The sequence below is a fragment of the Massilia sp. IC2-278 genome (assembly GCF_020708045.1).
In the GTDB taxonomy this organism is placed as follows: domain Bacteria; phylum Pseudomonadota; class Gammaproteobacteria; order Burkholderiales; family Burkholderiaceae_D; genus Telluria.
Genome location: NZ_JAJFES010000029.1, coordinates 1 through 19,966 on the forward strand (window position 1 = coordinate 1; position 19,966 = coordinate 19,966).

The following is a 19,966-nucleotide window of genomic DNA, read 5'->3' on the forward strand; positions in this document are numbered from 1 at the left end:
ACGGGAAGACATCAGGGAACTCTCCTTCCAAGGCATCGCAAGCTCCAAATTGTTGGCTTGCAACGATCATAAAAGGTGTTACCTATGTCTCTAGCAATGTGTTACCTATGTCCCTGTATCAAACAGGTGCCCACCGTACGGTCGGCGTCTCGACTTCTCATTCGCAAACGACGATCATAAAAAAACGGGACCTTGCGGTCCCGTTTTCATTCCTGCGAACTGTCAGCTCAACGCTTGCGCGGCGGCGGCAAGTCCGTGCACACGCCTTCGTAGGCTTCCGCCGCCATGCCGATCGATTCGCCCAGCGTCGGGTGCGGGTGAATCGTCTTGCCGATGTCGATGCCATCCGCGCCCATCTCGATTGCCAGCGCGATCTCGCCGATCATGTCGCCGGCATTCGTGCCGACGATGGTGCCGCCGATGATGCGGTGGGTTTCGGCGTCGAACAGCAGCTTGGTGAAGCCCTCGGCACGGCCGTTGGCCACGGCGCGGCCCGATGCGGCCCACGGGAAGTGGCCCTTCTCGACCTTGATGCCCTTCTGCTTGGCTTCGTCTTCGGTGATGCCGGCCCATGCCACTTCCGGGTCGGTGTAGGCCACCGATGGAATGACCTTGGCGTCGAAGTAAGCCTTCTCGCCATGCGCCGCTTCCGCAGCCACGTGGGCTTCATGCACCGCCTTGTGCGCCAGCATCGGCTGGCCCACCAGGTCGCCGATGGCGAAGATGTGCGGCACGTTGGTGCGCATCTGGCCGTCTACGCCGATGAAGCCGCGGTCGGTCACGGCCACGCCGGCTTTATCCGCGGCGATCTTCTTGCCGTTCGGGCTGCGGCCGACGGCCACCAGCACCATGTCGTACAGCTGCGGTTCCGGTGCGGCGGTGCCTTCTTCAGCCGACTCGAACGTGACCTTGATCCCTTCCGGCAGCGCTTCCACGCCGACGGTCTTGGTCTTCAACATGATGTTGTCGAAGCGGTGGGCGTTGAACTTCTGCCAGACCTTGACGGCTTCGCGGTCCGCGCCCTGCATCAGACCGTCCATCATCTCGACCACGTCGATGCGCGCACCGAGGGTCGAGTAGACGGTTGCCATTTCCAGGCCGATGATGCCGCCGCCGATGACCAGCATGCGCTTCGGTACCTGGCGCAGTTCCAGCGCGCCGGTCGAATCGACGATGCGCGGGTCTTCCGGCACGAAAGGCAGCTTCACGACCGCGGAGCCGGCGGCGATGATCGCTTTCGCGAACTTCACGACCTTTTTCGAACCGTCGGCTGCGCTGACTTCGATGTGGTTAGGCGAGAGGAACTGGCCCACGCCCTGCACCACGTTCACCTTGCGCGCCTTGGCCATGCCGGCCAGGCCGCCGGTCATGGTCTTGATGACCTTGTCCTTGTGCGCGCGCAGCTTGTCGATGTCGACTTCCGGGCGGGCGAAGGAAACGCCGAGGTCGGCCATGTGCGCGGTCTCGTCCATGATGTGCGCCACGTGCAGCAGCGCCTTCGACGGGATGCAGCCCACGTTCAGGCAGACGCCGCCGAGAGTAGCGTACTTCTCGACCAGCACCGTGTTCATGCCGAGGTCGGCCGAACGGAAGGCGGCCGAGTAGCCGCCAGGGCCGGCGCCCAGCACCATCATTTCGCACTCGATGTCGACCTGGCCGCTATAGCTGGCCGCGTTCGGCGCAGGCACGGCGTTCGGGGCGGCGGCGTCGGCTTTATGCGCCGGTGCGTACGAGTCGGTCGGGCCGGCGGCGGCGGTCGGCGCAACGGCTTGCGCGCCGATCTGCGCGTCCGGCTTCGACGATTCGGCAGGCTTTTCGGCAGGGGTCGGCGCAGCAGCGGCAGGCGCCGAGGCACCTGCACCACTCTCGTCCAGCATCAGCAGCAGCGAACCTTCGTTCACCTTGTCGCCGACCTTGACCTTCAGTTCCTGCACCACGCCGGCGTGGGTCGACGGAATCTCCATCGAGGCCTTGTCCGATTCCACGGTGACCAGCGACTGGTCGACCTTGATCGTGTCGCCGGGCTTGACCATCAGTTCGATGATCTCGACGTCCTTGAAATCGCCGATGTTCGGGACTTTTACTTCAACAGTACTCATGCTCGGCGCTCCTTACAGAAGGGTCTTGCGCAGGTCGGCCAGCACTTCGGCCAGGTAGGCGGCGAAGCGGGCGGCGCCGGCGCCGTCGATGACGCGGTGGTCGTACGACAGCGACAGCGGCAGCATCAGGCGCGGCTGGAAGGTGGAGCCGTCCCAGACCGGCTTCATCGCCGACTTCGACAGGCCGAGGATGGCCACTTCAGGCGCGTTGATGATCGGCGTAAAGGCCGTACCGCCAATGCCGCCCAGCGACGAAATGGTGAAGCTCGCGCCCTGCATGTTGGCTGGCGAGAGCTTGCCTTCGCGGGCCTGGCTTGAGAGTTCGCCCATTTCGGTAGCGATCTGCGACACGGTTTTCTTGTCGGCGTCCTTCACGACCGGGACCACCAGGCCGTTCGGGGTGTCGGCCGCGAAGCCGATGTTGTAGTACTGCTTGACGATGAGGGCCGAACCGTCTTCGCTGATCGACGAGTTGAATTGCGGGTACTTCTTCAGCGCGGCGACCGAGGCCTTGATCACGAAAGCCAGCATGGTCAGCTTGACGGCGGACTTCTGCTTGGCCAGCGCGGCGTTCGAATCGACGCGGAACTGTTCCAGGTCGGTGACGTCGGCTTCGTCGAACTGCGTGACGTGCGGGATCATGACCCAGTTGCGGTGCAGGTTCGGGCCGCTGATCTTCTTGATGCGCGAGAGCGGCACGGTTTCGGTGGCGCCGAACTTCGAGAAGTCGAGCGACGGCCATGGCAGCAGGTCCAGGCCGACGCCGGAACCGCCCTTGGCGGCCGGTGCGGCGGTTGGGCCGGCGGCCATCACGCCCTTGACGAAGTTCTGCACGTCCTGCTGGGTGATGCGGTTCTTCGGACCGGTGCCCGGCACGCGCGACAGGTCGACGCCGAGTTCGCGCGCGAACTTGCGGATCGATGGGGAGGCGTGGGCTTTGCTTGCATCGCCGGCTGGGGCGGCGGCAGGCGCCGGTGCGGCAGCTGGTGCCGGAGCTGGCGCAGCAGCCGGTGCGGGTGCTGGAGCAGCAGCAGCCGGCGCAGGCGCGGCAGCAGGGGCCGGTGCAGCTTCAGCAGCCGGAGCCGCCGGCGCAGCAGCGCCGCCTTCCGCTTCTTCCAGCATCAGCACGAGCGAACCTTCGGCAACCTTGTCGCCGACCTTCACTTTGATTTCCTTGACCACGCCGGCATGGCTCGACGGGATCTCCATCGACGCCTTGTCGGATTCGACGGTCACCAGCGACTGGTCGACCTTGATCGTGTCGCCCGGCTTGACCATCAGTTCAATGACTTCGACTTCCTTGAAGTCGCCGATGTCCGGGACTTTGACTTCCACAATGCTCATAGTGTTAGCTCCGTTATTTTTTATCTGGCTGAACAGCGCGCGCCAGCCCCGCAGGGCCGGCACACACTACTCGCATTGATTACTGGGTCACCGGATTCGGCTTGTTCGCATCGATGCCGTACTTGGCGATCGCCTGGGCCACGACCGACTTGTCGATCTTGCCTTCGTCGGCCAGCGCGCGCAGGGCGGCAACCACGACGTAGTAGCGGTTCACCTCGAAGAACTCGCGCAGCTTGACGCGCGAATCCGAACGGCCGAAGCCGTCGGTGCCGAGCACTTTATAGGTGCGGTCCTTCGGCATGTAGGCGCGGATCTGTTCGGCGAACATGCGCATGTAGTCGGTGGTCGCGACGATCGGGCCGGTGCTGTCCTGCATCAGCGAGGTCACGTACGGCACGCGCTGTTCGGCTTCCGGGTTGACCATGTTCCAGCGCTCGCAATCCTGGCCGTCACGGGCCAGCAGCGTCAGCGACGGTGCAGACCAGACGTCGGCGGCGATGCCCCAGTCGGCCGACAGCAGTTCGGCGGCGAAGATCGACTCGCGCAGGATGGTGCCGCAACCGATCAGCTGGACACGGTGTTCGGTTTCGCCGCCCTTCTTGAACAGGTACATGCCCTTCAGGATGCCCTCTTCGGTGCCGGCGGTCAGGCCTGGCTGCTCGTAGTTCTCGTTCATGATGGTGATGTAGTAGAACACGTCTTCCTGTTCTTCCACCATGCGGCGCAGGCCGTCACGGATGATCACCGCCACTTCGTGACCGAAGGTCGGGTCGTACGGCAGGCAGTTCGGAACCGTGGCCGCGATGATGTGGCTGTGGCCGTCCTCGTGCTGCAGGCCTTCGCCGTTCAGCGTGGTGCGGCCGGCGGTGCCGCCCATCAGGAAGCCGCGCGCACGGATGTCGCCCGCCAGCCAGACCAGGTCGCCCACGCGCTGCATGCCGAACATCGAGTAGAAGGTGTAGAACGGCACCATGGTGCGGTTGTTCGACGAGTACGAGGTCGCCGCCGCGATCCACGAGCTCATGCCGCCCGCTTCGTTGATGCCCTCTTGCAGGATCTGGCCGGCCTTGTCTTCGCGGTAGTACATGACCTGGTCCTTGTCGACCGGCTCGTACAACTGGCCCTGCTGGTTGAAGATGCCGATCTGGCGGAACAGGCCTTCCATACCGAAGGTACGCGATTCGTCGACCAGGATCGGGACGATGCGCTGGCCCAGGCTCGGGTCCTTCAGCAGGCTGGTGATCACGCGCACATACGATTGCGTGGTCGAGATCTCGCGGCCCGGCGCGGTCGGTTCCAGCACGGCCTTGAACGATTCCAGCGGCGGCACCACCAGTTGCTCGTCGGCCTTCGAACGGCGCTGCGGCAGGTAGCCGCCCAGGGCCGCACGGCGCTCGTGCAGGTACTTCATTTCCGGCGCGTCGTCGGCCGGCTTGAAGAACGGGATCTCGGCCAGCTTGTCGTCGGGGATCGGGATCGCGAAGCGGTCGCGCATTTCGCGGATGGCTTCGTCGTCCAGTTTCTTGGTCTGGTGCGCGGTGTTGCGCGCCTCGCCCGACTTGCCCATGCCAAAGCCCTTGACGGTCTTCACCAGCAGCACGGTCGGGGTGCCCTTGTTCTCTTGCGCGTTCTTGAACGCGGCGTAGATCTTGTGCGGGTCGTGGCCGCCGCGGGTCAGGCGCCAGATGTCGTCGTCGCTCATGTTGGCGACCATCTTCAGCAGCTCAGGGTGCTTGCCGAAGAAGTGCTTGCGCACGTAGGCGCCATCCTTGGCCTTGTAGTTCTGGTATTCGCCGTCGACGGTTTCCATCATCACGCGCTGCAGGATGCCGTCCTTGTCTTTCGACAGCAGGGCGTCCCACTGCGAGCCCCAGATGACCTTGACGACGTTCCAGCCGGCGCCGCGGAAGTCGGCTTCGAGTTCCTGGATGATCTTGCCGTTGCCGCGCACCGGGCCGTCCAGGCGCTGCAGGTTGCAGTTGACGACCATGACCAGGTTGTCGAGACGCTCGCGCGCGGCCATGCCGATCGCGCCCATCGATTCCGGCTCGTCCATCTCGCCGTCGCCGCAGAAGACCCAGACCTTGCGGTTGGCGGTGTCGGCGATGCCGCGGGCGTGCAGGTACTTCAGGAAGCGCGCCTGGTAGATCGCCATCAGCGGGCCCAGGCCCATCGAGACGGTCGGGAACTGCCAGAAGTCCGGCATCAGTTTCGGGTGCGGGTACGACGACAGGCCCTTGCCGTCGACTTCGCGGCGGAAGTTCAGCAGCTGCTCTTCGGAGATGCGGCCTTCGAGGAAGGCGCGCGCGTAGATGCCCGGCGAGGAGTGGCCCTGGATGTACAGCAGGTCGCCGCCGTGGGTGTCGGTCGGGGCGTGCCAGAAGTGGTTGAAGCCGATGCCCAGCATGTTGGCCAGCGAGGCGAACGACGAGATGTGGCCGCCCAGGTCGCCGTCGGCGCGGTTGGCCTTGACGACCATCGCCATCGCGTTCCAGCGCATCCACGAGCGCAGGCGCTCTTCGTATTCGAGGTTGCCCGGCGAATTGACGTTCAGGTGCGCCGGAATCGTGTTGACGTAGGCGGTGTTGCTGGAGAACGGGATGTGGGCGCCACGGCGGCGCGCCAGGTCGACCAGGCGCTCCATCAGGTAGTGGGCGCGGTCGGTACCTTCGTTTTCGATGACCGCCTCAAGCGCGTCGAGCCACTCCTTGGTCTCGAGGGCGTCCGGGTCATTGGCGGCTTGGGCCGTCAATTGGTCGAGTTGAGCTGACATGGTAATGCGTCTCCTTTTGTGGCCCCACCCCGATCCCCAGATCGCCGGCGGCGGATTTGATGAACAGTTAACGTGAATTAAACCATGCGATTCTAACAGTGCAAGTGGTCTTTTTCAAATTACGATATATCGTTTCATAATATGGAATTACCTATGGATTTGGCATCATGGCGATGTGACTTTTCGTAGGGTGGGCACTTGTGCCCACGCAGTAGCACGGGTCCGTTGTCGAAAATATGTTTCGATCGCACACATGTGCCATACCGCGTGGGCACAAGTGCCCACCCTACGCACCCCACCATCCTGCTTCTCATCCTTGGTTACTCTGTAAATATGACAACGAAGCGCATAGCGCGGCGCGCGATACCCGGTGGGCCTTATAATTTCATCTTTGTCCAGTGATGAGCCCCACCATGCCAGCCCAACTGATCGACGGAGTGAAACTTTCCCAACAACTGCGTGCCGAAATCGCCGAGCGCGCGGCCAAACTCACCGCCGCCGGCCAGAAGCCCGGCCTGGCCGTGATCCTGGTCGGCGAAGACCCGGCCAGCCAGGTCTACGTGCGCAACAAGGTCAAGGCCTGCGGCGACGTGGGCTTTCATTCGGTGCTGGAAAAATACGACGCCGACCTGAGCGAAGCCGACCTGCTGGCGCGCGTCCATGCCCTGAACGAGGACCCGAGCATCCACGGCATCCTGGTGCAAATGCCCCTGCCCAAGCACATCAGCCCGAACAAGGTCATCGAAGCCATTGCCACCAGCAAGGATGTGGACGGCTACTCGGTGCTGTCGGCCGGCGAACTGGTTGCCAACCTGCCCGGCTTCCGCCCCTGCACCCCTTACGGCTGCATGAAGCTGATCGAATCCACCGGCTACGACCTGCGCGGCAAGCATGCCGTGGTCATCGGCCGCTCGAACACCGTCGGCAAGCCAATGGCGCTGTTGCTCTTGCAAGCGAATGCCACTGTCACCATCTGCCATAGCGCGACGCCGGACCTGGGCTACCACACCCGCCAGGCCGACGTGATCGTCGCCGCCGTCGGCCGCCGCAATACCGTGACCGCCGACATGGTGAAACCGGGCGCGATCGTGATCGATGTCGGCATGAACCGCGACGACAACGGCAAACTGTGCGGCGACGTCGATACCGCCGCCGTGGCCGAAGTGGCTGCCCACATCACGCCGGTGCCGGGCGGCGTCGGTCCGATGACGATCACGATGCTCTTGATGAACACCGTCGAGTCCGCCGAACGCGTGCTCGGCAAGCAACAGGAACGGCTTGCGCCGGCCGCGGGGATGGTCCCCGCGCCGGGCGTCGCATGAACGGAGGAAGGAACCTTATGAACACCAGCAATCCCCTTCTCGATTTCTCGGGCCTGCCGCGTTTCGACCTGTTCCGTCCGGAACACGTCACGCCTGCCATTGAACAATTGATCGCAGAAGCCACCGAGGTGGTCAACAAGCTCGAAGCGCCCTCGGATAACGTTACTTGGGATAACTTCGTGATCCCGCTCGAGGAAGCGACCGAGCGCCTGGGCCGCGCCTGGGGCATCGTGAATCACCTGAACCACGTGGCCGACACGCCGGAACTGCGCGCCGTCTACAACGAAAACCAGCCGAAGGTCACCGAGTTCTGGACCATCCTCGGCCAGAACGAAGCGCTGTTCGACAAGTACAAGGCGATTCGCGCGGGTACGGAATACGCAAACCTGTCGCCGGCCCGCAAGCGCATCGTCGAGAACGCCCTGCGCGACTTCCGCCTCGGCGGCGCCGAACTGCCGCAAGACAAGAAAGAACGCTTTGCCGCCATCCAGGAACAGCACGCCGCCATCTCGACGCGCTTCTCGGAAAACGTGCTCGACGCCACCAACGACTACAAATACGTGGTCGAGAACGAAGCGGACCTGGCCGGCATCCCCGAGGACGCCAAGGCTGCCGCGCGCGCCGCGGCCGAAGCCGAGGGCAAGGCCGGCTGGCAATTTACCCTGCACTTCCCTTCCTACTTCCCGGTGCTGCAATTCGCCAGCAACCGCGCCTTGCGCGAAACGATCTACCGCGCCAGCGCCACCAAGGCGTCGGATGCCGGTACCGTGTTCAGCGAACTCGAGAAATGGGACAACACCTCGAACATCGCCCAGCTGCTGAAGCTGCGCGACGAAGAGGCAAAACTGCTGGATTACCGCAACTTCGCCGAAGTGTCGCTGGTGCCGAAAATGGCCGAAAGCCCGGACCACGTGATCAGCTTCCTCGAAGACCTGGCGCGCCGCGCGCGTCCGTTCGCCGAGAAGGACCTGGCCGAACTGCGCGCCTTTGCCAAGGACGAGCTCGGCATCGAGGACATGCAGGCCTGGGACGTGGCCTATGCTTCGGAAAAACTGCGCGAGAAGCGCTACGCCTTCTCGGCCCAGGAAGTGAAGGAATACTTCCCTGAGCACAAAGTCATCGAAGGCCTGTTCAAGGTTGTGCAAAGTTTGTTCTCGGTGCAGATCAAGCCGGACGAGGCGCCGGTGTGGCATCCGGACGTGCGTTTCTATCGCATCGAACGCGATGGCGAACTGGTCGGCCAGTTCTATTTTGACCTATACGCGCGCGCCGGCAAGGGCCAGGGCGCCTGGATGGACGATGCGCGCGGACGCCGCATGACGACCGGCGGCATCCTGCAAACCCCGGTGGCCTACCTCACCTGCAACTTCACGCCGCCGGCAACCGTGGATGGCAAGCTGCAGCCTTCGCTGTTCACGCACGATGAAGTGACGACCCTGTTCCACGAATTCGGCCACGGCTTGCATCACATGCTGACCGAAGTCGAGGAATTGTCGGTGTCGGGCATCTCGGGCGTGGAATGGGATGCGGTGGAGCTGCCGTCTCAGTTCATGGAAAACTTCTGCTGGGAATGGGACGTGTTGCAAGGCATGACCGCCCACGTGAAGACCGGCGAACCGCTGCCGCGCGCGCTGTACGACAAGATGCTGGCCGCGAAAAACTTCCAGTCGGGCATGCAGACCCTGCGCCAGGTGGAGTTCTCGCTGATCGACATGCATTTGCACTACGACTTCGATCCGAATAGCCAGCAGACCGTGCAGCAATTGATCGACGATGTGCGCCAGAAGTTCTCGGTGATGATTCCGCCGTCGTTCAACCGCTTCCAGCATTCGTTCGGGCATATCTTTGCAGGTGGTTACGCGGCCGGGTACTACAGCTACAAGTGGGCCGAGGTGTTGTCGGCGGATGCGTATGCGGCGTTCGAGGAAGCGGTCGCGGCTGGCGGCGGCGAGATCTCGGTGGAAACCGGGCGCCGCTTCCAGCGCGAGATCCTGGCGGTGGGCGGCTCGCGTCCGGCGCTGGAGTCGTTCAAGGCGTTTCGTGGGCGGGAGCCGTCGATTGATGCGTTGTTGCGGCATAACGGCATGAACGCGTAATGCGTTATGGTCGCGCCGGCAGAATATCGCCGACGCGTCCCGTACGGTGGGCACTCCGTGCCCACGCGGTTACGTGCTCATCCTTGCACCTGCGGCGGTGAGGTGTCGCTCGTAACCCCAAAACGGAGCCCCTGGCCGTTTGCAGGCTCCGCGAGCGAATCGTCGCAGCCAACGTAAAACGGTCACGCACGTAACCGCGTGGGCACGGAGTGCCCACCGTACAGGTTCAACGCCCGCAAAGGAAACCTGCCGCCGGCCCGCACCGACGCAAACTCACCATCCACCCCCGCGCCGGTTTACAATCCCATCCATGACCCGGATCGACTTCCACACCAACATTCCCGACAAGCTGATCTACGCCTGCCGCCTCGCGCGCAAGGCCTGGTCGACGCGCGCCAAGGTCGTGCTGCTCGCCGAAGACGCGGCCCAGGCCGCCGCCCTGAACGAAGCGCTGTGGACGCTGTCCGACACCGATTTCATCCCCCACGTGCTCGCCGGTGACCCGCTGGCCGCCGAGACCCCGATCGTCATCACCGACCGCGAAGACGTCGACCTGCCCCACCGCGAAATGCTGGTCAACCTCACGCGCCGCACGCCGTCCACGTTTGCCGAATTCGCGCGCGTGTTCGAGATCATCTCAACCGACGAAGCAGATGCGGCAGCCGGCCGCCAGCGCTACGTCGCCTACAAGAAGCAGTCCTACCCGCTGACCCACTTCGTCGCCAACCAATCATGAACAAGAATCCAGCCTTCGATAGCAGCATTCCCGTGTTGACTGAAGTTGTGCTGGAGCCATTCGTGCTGGAACCGGTGCCGCCGGCCAAGCCTGAAACGGCGCCTGCGGAGCCGACCGTCGAGGCGGCGCCGATTCCCGCGCTGGAGCCGGCGACAGAAGCAGCGCCTTTGGAACAGGAGCCGGTCTTCGAACCCGAACCTGCAGCAGCGCCTGCACCGCTTGCCGAGTCCATTCCGCAGGGGGCGCCAGCGCCCGCCGCAGAGATCACGCAGGAACCGGCTGTCGAGGCCACCCCGGCGCCGGCCGCCGAACCCGACTGGGACGAGCTCGAACGCCGCATCGCCGAGCGCGTGGTGCTGCAGCTGCAAACCCAGATCGATGCCATCGTCCGCAGCGCCTTGTCCTCGGCCAACGAGCAAATCCAGCAAGGCGTGCGCCAGGCCGTCGAGCAGGTCGTCGCCCAGCAGGTCGCTTCCGTCCAGTTCGGACAAAAATAAACCGATTTCGCCGCACGCAACCTGCCCCGCCACGGGGCGGATGCCGCTCGTTTGCGCCCTGCCCGCGTGCACTGCGCCCCTCCTCCGCCCCATCACCGGGCAGCGCCGTTTTATCGCTTTCCCCAGCCTGTAAATTGTTGTACCTTTTGCTCTGCATAAACCACAACCGGCGCACGCTGGCGGTCTTGCGCGCTGTCGCCAACCACCATTTCTGGAGACTGTATGACCCTCAAGTTCATCCCGTTTGCCGTCGCGTTGCTGGTTGCCGGGAGCGCCGGCGCCCAGCAGGTCGTCAAGATCGGCCACGTCAGCCCGACCTCGGGTCCGGTGTCCCACCTCGGCAAGGACATGGAAAACGCCGCGCGCATGGCGGTCGAGGAACTCAATGCCAAGGGCATCGTAATCAACGGCCAGAAGATCACCTTCCAGCTGGTGGCCGAGGACGACGCTTCCGATCCCAAGCAAGGCACGGCCGTGGCCCAGAAACTGGTCGACGCGAAAGTGAAAGGCGTGATCGGGCACCTGGCCTCGGGCACCTCGATTCCGGCCTCGAAAATCTACAACGACGCCGGCATCCCGCAGATTTCGCCGGCTTCGACCTCGCCGCTGTACACGCGCCAGCGTTATGCCGGCGCCTTCCGCGTGGTGGCCGACGACGCCAAGCTGGGCGGCACGCTGGCGCGCTACGCGGTCGATACGCTGCAGGCGAAGAACATCGCCGTCATCGACGACCGCACTACCTATGGCCAGGGCGTGGCCTCGGAGTTCGCGAAGAATGCCAAGGGCACGGGCGTGAAAATCGTCGGCAAGGAATTCACCAGCGCCACCGCCACCGACTACACGGCGATCCTGACCTCGATCCGCGCCAAGAAGCCGGATTTAATCTTCTTTGGCGGCATGGATGCGGTGGCCGGACCGATGCTCAAGCAGATGAAGAACCTGGGCATTACCGCTAAATTCATGGGTGGGGACGGCATCTGCACCGACTCCCTGGGCCGCCTGGCCGGGGATGCCGTCGGCGCCGAAGGCAAGGTGATCTGCGCCGAGGCCGGCGGCGTGACCGGCGCCGCGCAGGAAAAGACCATGACCGACTTCCGCGCCCGCTTCAGGCAGAAGACCGGGCAGGACGTGCAATTGTATGCGCCGTATGTGTATGACGCGGTGATGGTAATGGCGGCCGCCATGCAGAATGCGAAATCGGTCGAACCGGTGAAATACCTGCCGGAGCTGAAGAAGATCCGTTACACGGGCGTGACGGGGGATATCAGGTTCGATGCCAAGGGCGATATCGAGAATGGGGCGCTGACCTTGTTTACGTACAAGGGCGGGAAGAAGAGCAAGCTGGATGTGATTCGTTGATCGGGGTCTCTGCCGCATATCGACCTGTCGCCGAAGCCACTTGCGTCAACGTAGGGTGGGCACTCCGTGCCCACGCGGTTACGTGCTTACCCTTGCACCTGCGGCGTTGATGTGTCGCTCGTAACGCCAAAGCGGAGTCCCTGACCCTTACATGCTTTGCGAGCGAATCGTCACTGCCAACGTAGAACGGTCACGCACGTAACCGCGTGGGCACGGAGTGCCCACCCTACGGGTCAAGCCAACAATATTGCACACGTTTCGGCGAATTCATCGGGCGAAGGGTCACGCCAGCAGTATCGCCAGCGTCCGCCCAGGATCGCGGGACGAAAAAAAGCGCGCCTAGCTCACGCCGGCGCGCTTCATCGCGATACTTCTGGAATTACTTGGTATCCAGCACCCACTTCACCAGGCTGCGCGCTTCCGCTTCGCTCACCTGCGGATTGGCCGGCATTGGTACCGGACCCCAGGCGCCCGAGCCGCCCTTCATGACCTTGGCCACCAGCTTGTCTTCGGCGCCCTTCTGGCCGGCGTATTTCGCGGCCACGTCCTTGTAGGCTGGACCCACCAGCTTGGTTGCCGCGGCGTGGCAAGCCATGCAGTTCTTCGCTTTCGCCAGGTCGGCCTGCGCAAATGCGCTGGAAGAAGCAAGAGCCGACAACACTACGCACAACATCAGGGACCGTTTCATCTAAGATTCTCCATGGTTAATGCCCGCATTTTACCGCGTTTCCCAGCGGTGATAAGCCGCCGTCACACTCTGTAACGACGCTTACGTTTTGCAGGCGAGGCGTTTCCGCCACAGGACGTTATTTTGCTACAGAGCATCGAAAATCTTTTGTAAGATGGCCGCATTCCGGAGAAACCACCATGCCCCTGATCGTGCTGATTGCCGCCCTCGTCGCCCTGCGCTTCTTTGAAGTCTGGCGTTTTGCCAACCTGTCCTGGTGGTGGATCGTCGGCCTGATGGTGTTCGCCTTTATCTGGTTCGAATACATCGAAAAGCTGCTCGGCTGGGACAAGAAGAAAGCCCACGACGAAGACGACAGGCGCCGCAAGGCGCGGGTGAACAAAACCTTCGACAAGCGCAAATGAGGAATCGGCGCAGGTTTTTTGCCCTGCACCGATGAGCGCCCTTTTTATTGATAATTAGCCGGTCACGGCGCCCTTGCTGGCACTCGACGCCAGTTTCGCGAACTTGGCCAGCACGCCGCGCGTATAACGCGGCGCCGGCTGGGTCCATTCCGTGCGGCGGCGAGCGATTTCTTCCTCAGGCACGTTCAGCTGGATCAGCAACTGGTTGGCGTCGATCGTCACCGAATCCCCTTCCCGCACCAGCGCGATCGTCCCGCCCTCGAAGGCTTCCGGCGACACGTGGCCGACCACCATGCCCCAGGTGCCGCCCGAGAAACGTCCATCGGTAATCAAACCCACCGATTCGCCCAGCCCCTTGCCGATCAGCGCGCCAGTCGGCGCCAGCATTTCCGGCATGCCCGGGCCGCCTTTCGGGCCGAGGTAGCGCAGCACCAGTACGTCGCCGGCGTTGATCCTGTCGCCGAGGATAGCGTCCATCGCCGAGTATTCGTCGTCGAACACGCGCGCCGGGCCGGTAATCGCCGGGTTCTTCAAGCCGGTGATCTTCGCCACCGCGCCTTCCGGCGACAGATTACCCTTCAGGATGGCCAGGTGGCCCTGGGCGTACAGCGCCTGGTCGATCGTGCGGATCACATCCTGGTCGGCGCGTGGGACGGACGGCACCTCGGCCAGTTCCTCAGCCAGGGTGCGGCCGGTGATGGTGATGCAGTCGCCATGCAGCATGCCGGCATCGAGCAACAGCTTCATCACCTGCGGCACGCCGCCCGCCTTGTGCAGGTCGGTCGCCACGTACTGGCCGGAAGGCTTCAGGTTGCAGATGACCGGCACCTTGCGGCGCACGCGCTCGAAGTCGTCCAGCGTCCATTCGACGTCGGCGGCGTGGGCAATGGCGAGGTAGTGCAGCACGGCGTTGGTCGAGCCGCCGGTGGCCATGATCAGCGACACCGCGTTCTCGATCGATTCGCGGGTAATGATGTCGCGCGGCTTCAGGTCGCGCTTTACCGCTTCCACCAGCACGCGCGCCGATTCGGCCGCCGAGCCCACCTTTTCGTCGTCCGGGTTCGCCATCGTCGACGAATACATCAGCGACATGCCCAGCGCCTCGAACGAGGACGACATGGTGTTGGCCGTGTACATGCCGCCGCAGGAACCGGACGACGGACAGGCATTCGTTTCGATGCCCTCGAAGTCTTCCTGCTTCATGCGCCCGGCCGTGAATTCGCCCACCGCCTCGAACACCGACACGATGGTGAGATCCTTGTCCTTCCAGTTGCCCGGCTTGATGGTGCCGCCGTAGACATAGATGCCCGGCACATTCGCGCGCGCCAGGGCGATCATCCCGCCCGGCATGTTCTTGTCGCAGCCGCCGATGACGACCACGCCGTCCATCCACTGGCCGTTCACGCAGGTTTCGATACAGTCGGCAATCACCTCGCGCGAGATCAGCGAGAACTTCATACCTTCGGTGCCCATCGACATGCCGTCGGAGATGGTGGGCGTACCGAAGACTTGCGGGTTGCCGCCGGCTTCCTTCACGGCGCCAATCGCCACGTCGGCCAGCTTCTGCAGGCCCGAGTTGCAGGGCGTGATGGTCGAGTGGCCGTTGGCGATGCCGATCATCGGCTTGTCGAAATCATCCTTTTGATAGCCCATCGCGTAGTACATCGAGCGGTTCGGCGCGCGGGCCACGCCCTCGGTGATATTGCTGGATCGGCGGTTGTAGCGCGGTGGGTTGGCCATGGCATAACTCCTTGAAAACAGTCTTGAGAGAATGCCTTGCGCACCAGGGGGCGTCAAATATAAGATTTGCCGGGCTGTGATATGCAAAACATATCAGTCACTCTATAAACCATGGAAACGCATATCGATGAATCTTGAACTGCGCCAGCTGCGCTATTTCGTTACCGTGGCTGAAGAGCTGCATTTCGGCCGTGCCGCCCAGCGCCTGCACATGACCCAGCCGCCGTTGTCGCAAACCATCGCCGCGCTCGAGGAAACCCTGGGTGCGCCATTGTTCCTGCGCACCCGGCGCCAGGTCGAGCTGACGCCCGCCGGCGCCGCCCTGCTGCCCGAAGCACGCCGCCTGCTGGAGCAAGCCGCTGCCATGCCGGAGCTGGTGCGCCGCGCCGCCGCCGGCGAGTCGGGTCGCCTGGCCCTCTCCTTTGTCACGCCGGCCGACTACAGTGTGCTGCCGCCCCTGCTGCGCGACTACAGCGCGGCATTTCCGAACGTCGAACTGGTGCTGCAGGAAGCGACCACCGACCTGCAGATCGACGACCTGCTGCACGGCCGCATCGACGCCGGCCTGTTGATTCCGCCGCTGCCCGACAAGGCGCAAGCCCTGCTCGACTACGCCAGCGTGCTCGAAGAACCGCTGGTATTGTGTGCGCCGGCAGGCCTGCTGCCGGCGGACGGCCAACTGGTCGACCTGCGCGCCCTGCCCCATCTGCCGCTGATCATTTTCCCGCGCAAAAGTGCGCCGGCACTCTACGACGCCATCCTCAGCTGCTTCCACGACGCCGGCATCACGCCATCGATCGGCCAGGAAGCGATCCAGATGCAGACCATCGTCAGCCTCGTGTCCGCGGGCATGGGCTTGGCACTTGTGCCACAATCCGTGTCGAACCTGCAGCGTCCCGGCGTAGAATACCGTGCCCTTGCCAATCCGACACCGCTGGTGGAACTCGGGCTGGCCTGGCGCCGCGAGAATGCCTCGCCGGTGTTGCGGGGCTTTTTGGAATTACTGAGGAAAGAATAATATGCTGGTACACCCGAATCCGGACCCGATCGCGTTTTCGGTCGGCCCCGTGGACATCCACTGGTACGGCCTGATGTACGTGCTCGCGTTCGCGATGTTTATCATCCTGGGACGCGTGCGCATCAAGCAGCCGCACATCGCCGCGCAGGGCTGGAAGCCGGAAGACCTGGACGACATGCTGTTCTACGGCATGCTCGGTGTCGTGCTCGGCGGGCGCCTGGGCGAGGTGCTGTTCTACCAGCCGGGCTATTTCTTTGCCAACCCGCTGGAAATCCTCAAGGTCTGGAAAGGCGGCATGTCCTTCCACGGCGGCTTCCTGGGCGTGCTGATCGCGATGGCGCTGTGGGCGCGTAAATCGAAGCGCAACATCCTCGACGTGTACGACTTTATCGCGCCGATGGTGCCGCTGGGCTATGCCGCCGGCCGCCTGGGCAACTTCATCAACCACGAACTGCCGGGCCGCATCGCCGACCCGAGCCTGCCGTGGGCGATGCTGTGGCCGAACCCGAACGGCATCGGCTTCCTCGACACCCCGCGCCACCCGTCGCCGCTGTACCAGATGCTGATCGACGGCATCCTGGTGTTCCTGATCCTGTGGCCGTTCGCACGCAAGGCGCGTCCACGCCTGGCGGTGGGCGCGATGTTCACCCTGCTGTACGGCTGCGCGCGCTTCTTCACCGAATGGTTCCGCGTGCCGGACTGGGAAACCACGGTCATGGGCCTGCCGATCACCTCGGGGCAGGTGCTGTCGCTGCCGATGATCGTCGCGGCACTGGTCATGCTGGCCTGGGCGTATTCCTCGCGCGACGGCAAGCAGACGTTGCGTTCGACCTGATAGATCAGTCCTCGATGTCGCCCGCCTCGGCCGGCGGCATCGCCCCCTCGACGGCCGCGTCCGGCGCGATGTTCGCCACCTGCAAGGCCTTCGAGGCAATCCCGACAAAGGCCGGCGCCGCCACCTGCCCGCCGTAGTGCTGGCGGCCCGACGGTTCATCGATCACGACTGCAACGATGAAACGCGGCGCCGACATCGGCACGATACCGACGAACGAGGCGACGTACTTGCGCGGCAATACATAGCGCCCGTTCACCGCTTTATAGGCCGTCCCGGTCTTGGCGCCGACTCGGTAGCCGGGAATCCGCCCTCCATTCGCCGTCCCATTCGTCACCACGTTTTCCAGCATGCGCCGCATCGCGTGCGCGGTGGCCGGCGCGATCACTTGCGTCCCCGCCGGCGTACCGGTTTGCTTGTCCAGCGTCAGGGCAATCGCCTTGCCGTCGTTCGTGAAGACGGTATAGGCACGCGCCAGCTGCACCAGCGACACGGCGATGCCGTTCCCATAGCTCATGGTCGCCTGCTCGATCGGCCGCCACGAAGCATGGGGACGCAGCCTTCCGGCCGCCGCACCGGGAAAGCCCAGTTGCGGCGGTTGGCCGAAGCCGAGTTTGGTGAACATGTCCCACATGTCCCGCGGGCGCATCCCGAGCGCCAGCTTCGCGGTGCCGATGTTGGACGAATAGCGCAGCACGTCGCTGACGCTGATCACGCCGTGGGCGCTGGTATCGGAAATCGGCGCGCCATGGATGACCAGGCGGCCGGCGCCGGTATCGACCAGCGTGTCGGGCGTTGCCTGCCCCTGGTCGATTGCCAGCGCCACCGTGAACGGCTTGAGCACCGAACCCGGCTCGTAGCTGTCGGTGAGCGCCCGGTTGCGCATCGCCGCGCGCTGGCGTTCCGAAGCGATGTTCGGGTCGTAGCTCGGGTAGTTCGCCAGCGCCAGGATCTCGCCGGTGCGCGTGTCGACCACGATGGCGCTGCCCGCCTGCGCCTGGAAGGTCTCGACGGCCGACTTCAGCTCCTTGAACGCGGTGTACTGGATCGCACTGCTGATCGACAGGACCACATCCCGCCCCGGCTGCGGCGAGACCGTGCCCGCCTCCTCGACGATGTTCCCGAGCCGGTCGCGGATCACGCGGCGGTCGCCCGGCTTGCCGGGCAGGCGGTCTTCGCGCGCCAGTTCGATCCCCTCCAGACCGTTCCCTTCCCTGCCGACGAGTCCGACGATCTGGCTGGCGACTTCGCCTTGCGGATAGACGCGGCGGGTTTCCTCGCTCAGCCCGATGCCGCGGATGCGCAGGGCCGCCAGCTGCCGCCCGACCTCCGGCTCCACCTGCCGCCTGAGGGGAACCAGCTGCCTGGCACGGCTGGCCTGCTTGCGGATCCCCGCGCCGTCCATCCGCAGCAGCCGCGCCAGCGCGTCGACCGTCTCTGGCGCGGCGTCGCGCAGTGCATTCGGCACGGCCCACACCGACACCGCCGGCACCGAGGCGGCCAGGGTCGCGCCGTCGCGGTCGAGGATGCGGCCGCGCGTGCCGGCCAGGGTCAGCGTGCGCGCATAGCGGTAGGCGCCCTGCTGCTGCAGGAAGTCGCCGGTGACGCATTGCAGCCAGACCGCGCGCGCCGCCAGGACGGCGAAGCCGCACACGAGGAGGCGCTGCAGGAAGCGCGAGCGCCAGCGCGGCAAGGCGTCCGCCAGCAAGGGGCTGGCCGCGAACGGTCTGCCGTTGCGCCGGACGACGCGGCGTGTGCGTGGGAGCTGTTTCAACATGGATGGGGCGGGAAGCGTCGGACAGGCAGCGCAGGCGCGACACGGCCAGGGCCGATGACGACAGGCCGCTACCCGTTGTGGATCAATGGGCGGTACTGTACCGTAGCGGGCTGTAGAGGTTTAACGCTGATCGGATATGAAACATCGCCAAACGGACATCGCATTGCGCGACATCGAGGAACTGAGGACCTTCCGTGCACTTCCGCGGCCGGTCTACGGCCATGCACTGGGGCTGCCCAACCGCGCGATCGGCCAGCGCCATTGCCACCCGTGGGCACAGTTGTCGTATGCCGCGCGCGGTGTCATCGAAGTCATTACCGATACGGCGCGCTACATGGCGCCGCCCCTGCACGCGATCTGGATTCCGGCCGGCGCGCCGCATGCGGTGCACAGTTTCGCGGGGACGGAAATACGCAGCCTGTACATCCAGCCCACTGCCCTGGCCGAAGCCGCCGGCGCCTGCCGGGTCGTGGAAGTCACGCCGCTGCTGCGCGAGCTGATCCGCACGTTCAGCGGCTATCCTGCCGAATACGACGAGGCCAGCGCGCATGGCCGGCTGGTCGGGGTGCTGCTCGACCAGCTGGCCTGCGCGCCCGAAGCCGACCTGGCCCTGCCATGGCCGGGCGACCCGCGCCTGCGCACCATCTGCCGCGCGCTCGAAGCGCAGCTCGACAGCGACAAGCGGCTGCTCGACCATGCGCTCGAGCTGGGTGTATCGGAAAAGACCCTGAGCCGCCTTTTCCTGCAGCAGACCGGATTGACCTTCCGCGCCTGGCGCCAGCGCCTGCGCATCCTGGCCGCCTTGCCCATGCTCGAGCGCGGCGACCGTGTGACCGACGTTGCCGTCGTCTGCGGCTACGACAGCATGTCGGCCTTTATCGCGGCGTTTCGTGCGTTCACCGGCGTGACGCCGGGCGACATGTTCCCGCGCGGTTCGTCCTAGCGGGGACGCTGCTTACGTCGTCGCCGCCTTCCAGAACATGTAGGCCGCCAGCGAATACAGGATCAGCGCGAATATCCGCTGCAAGCCCTTCACCGGCATCCGGTGCGCGGTGCGCGCCCCCAGCGGCGCCATCATGACGCTGGCCGCGACGATGATCGACAAGGCCGGCACATAGATGAAGCCGAGCGAATACTCCGGCAAGCCCGGCTCGCCCCAGCCATACACGACGTTCGCCAGTGTGCCGGCCAGCGCGATCGGAAACCCGAGCGCCGCGCTGGTGGCCACCGCATTGTGGATGCGCACGCCGCACCAGGTCATGAAGGGCACGGAAACAAAAC

Annotated in this window: 16 protein-coding genes; 9 read left to right on the forward strand and 7 right to left on the reverse strand. The window is 64.3% G+C overall.

Going from position 1 to position 19,966, the window contains the following annotated elements; translation table 11 throughout:
• Positions 1-227: 227 nt before the first annotated feature.
• From lpdA to aceE, 3 genes are all read right to left on the reverse strand, one after another.
• Complete coding sequence (gene lpdA, locus LK540_RS24415) at positions 228-2,099, reverse strand: dihydrolipoyl dehydrogenase (RefSeq protein ID WP_229440003.1); 1,872 nt, start codon at positions 2,097-2,099, stop codon at positions 228-230.
• Between the two features lie 12 nt (positions 2,100-2,111).
• On the reverse strand, positions 2,112-3,443 hold the full coding sequence (gene aceF / locus LK540_RS24420) for a dihydrolipoyllysine-residue acetyltransferase (RefSeq protein ID WP_229440004.1): 1,332 nt from the start codon (positions 3,441-3,443) through the stop codon (positions 2,112-2,114).
• Positions 3,444-3,522: 79 nt separating this feature from the next.
• Entirely contained in the window at positions 3,523-6,216 is a 2,694-nt protein-coding gene (gene aceE, locus LK540_RS24425) for a pyruvate dehydrogenase (acetyl-transferring), homodimeric type (RefSeq protein ID WP_229440005.1), read from the reverse strand.
• 413 nt (positions 6,217-6,629) lie between these two features.
• On the opposite strand from aceE, the gene folD reads away from it, so the two are divergent.
• The 5 genes from folD to LK540_RS24450 all read left to right on the forward strand — a co-directional run bounded on the left by folD (position 6,630) and on the right by LK540_RS24450 (position 12,226).
• Positions 6,630-7,538: a bifunctional methylenetetrahydrofolate dehydrogenase/methenyltetrahydrofolate cyclohydrolase FolD gene (gene folD, locus LK540_RS24430; RefSeq protein ID WP_229440006.1), complete on the forward strand. Its 909-nt coding sequence runs from the start codon at positions 6,630-6,632 to the stop codon at positions 7,536-7,538.
• A gap of 17 nt (positions 7,539-7,555) precedes the next feature.
• Positions 7,556-9,634 (forward strand): M3 family metallopeptidase, encoded by a 2,079-nt coding sequence (locus LK540_RS24435; protein WP_229440007.1) that lies wholly within the window; start codon positions 7,556-7,558, stop codon positions 9,632-9,634.
• 310 nt (positions 9,635-9,944) lie between these two features.
• Entirely contained in the window at positions 9,945-10,370 is a 426-nt protein-coding gene (locus LK540_RS24440) for a DNA polymerase III subunit chi (RefSeq protein ID WP_229440008.1), read from the forward strand.
• A 32-nt stretch (positions 10,371-10,402) separates the two neighbouring features.
• The gene (locus LK540_RS24445; protein WP_229440009.1) at positions 10,403-10,867 is read left to right on the forward strand and encodes a hypothetical protein; all 465 of its coding nucleotides are present in this window, start codon (positions 10,403-10,405) and stop codon (positions 10,865-10,867) included.
• Between the two features lie 222 nt (positions 10,868-11,089).
• Positions 11,090-12,226: a branched-chain amino acid ABC transporter substrate-binding protein gene (locus LK540_RS24450; protein WP_229440010.1), complete on the forward strand. Its 1,137-nt coding sequence runs from the start codon at positions 11,090-11,092 to the stop codon at positions 12,224-12,226.
• A gap of 379 nt (positions 12,227-12,605) precedes the next feature.
• Here the strand turns inward: LK540_RS24450 and LK540_RS24455 are convergent, their stop codons facing one another.
• Positions 12,606-12,914: a c-type cytochrome gene (locus tag LK540_RS24455; protein ID WP_307729203.1), complete on the reverse strand. Its 309-nt coding sequence runs from the start codon at positions 12,912-12,914 to the stop codon at positions 12,606-12,608.
• Between the two features lie 179 nt (positions 12,915-13,093).
• Between LK540_RS24455 and LK540_RS24460 the strand changes: the two genes are divergently transcribed.
• A complete protein-coding gene (locus LK540_RS24460; protein WP_229440011.1) occupies positions 13,094-13,318 on the forward strand; it encodes a TIGR04438 family Trp-rich protein in 225 nt (74 codons plus the stop codon).
• A 54-nt stretch (positions 13,319-13,372) separates the two neighbouring features.
• Here the strand turns inward: LK540_RS24460 and ilvD are convergent, their stop codons facing one another.
• Positions 13,373-15,058: a dihydroxy-acid dehydratase gene (gene ilvD / locus LK540_RS24465; protein ID WP_229440012.1), complete on the reverse strand. Its 1,686-nt coding sequence runs from the start codon at positions 15,056-15,058 to the stop codon at positions 13,373-13,375.
• Positions 15,059-15,185: 127 nt separating this feature from the next.
• On the opposite strand from ilvD, the gene LK540_RS24470 reads away from it, so the two are divergent.
• Positions 15,186-16,076, forward strand: a complete 891-nt coding sequence (locus tag LK540_RS24470) for a LysR family transcriptional regulator (protein WP_229440013.1) — start codon at positions 15,186-15,188, stop codon at positions 16,074-16,076.
• 1 nt (position 16,077) lies between these two features.
• Positions 16,078-16,911, forward strand: coding sequence for a prolipoprotein diacylglyceryl transferase (gene lgt, locus LK540_RS24475; protein WP_229440014.1), 834 nt, complete (start codon positions 16,078-16,080; stop codon positions 16,909-16,911).
• A 4-nt stretch (positions 16,912-16,915) separates the two neighbouring features.
• Here the strand turns inward: lgt and LK540_RS24480 are convergent, their stop codons facing one another.
• Positions 16,916-18,685, reverse strand: coding sequence for a penicillin-binding protein 2 (locus LK540_RS24480; protein WP_229440015.1), 1,770 nt, complete (start codon positions 18,683-18,685; stop codon positions 16,916-16,918).
• 136 nt (positions 18,686-18,821) lie between these two features.
• On the opposite strand from LK540_RS24480, the gene LK540_RS24485 reads away from it, so the two are divergent.
• Positions 18,822-19,628: a helix-turn-helix domain-containing protein gene (locus tag LK540_RS24485; protein WP_229440016.1), complete on the forward strand. Its 807-nt coding sequence runs from the start codon at positions 18,822-18,824 to the stop codon at positions 19,626-19,628.
• Between the two features lie 12 nt (positions 19,629-19,640).
• Here LK540_RS24485 and LK540_RS24490 read toward each other — a convergent pair.
• Positions 19,641-19,966 (reverse strand): sulfite exporter TauE/SafE family protein (locus LK540_RS24490; protein ID WP_229440017.1); only part of this gene is annotated, 326 nt, incomplete at its 5' end.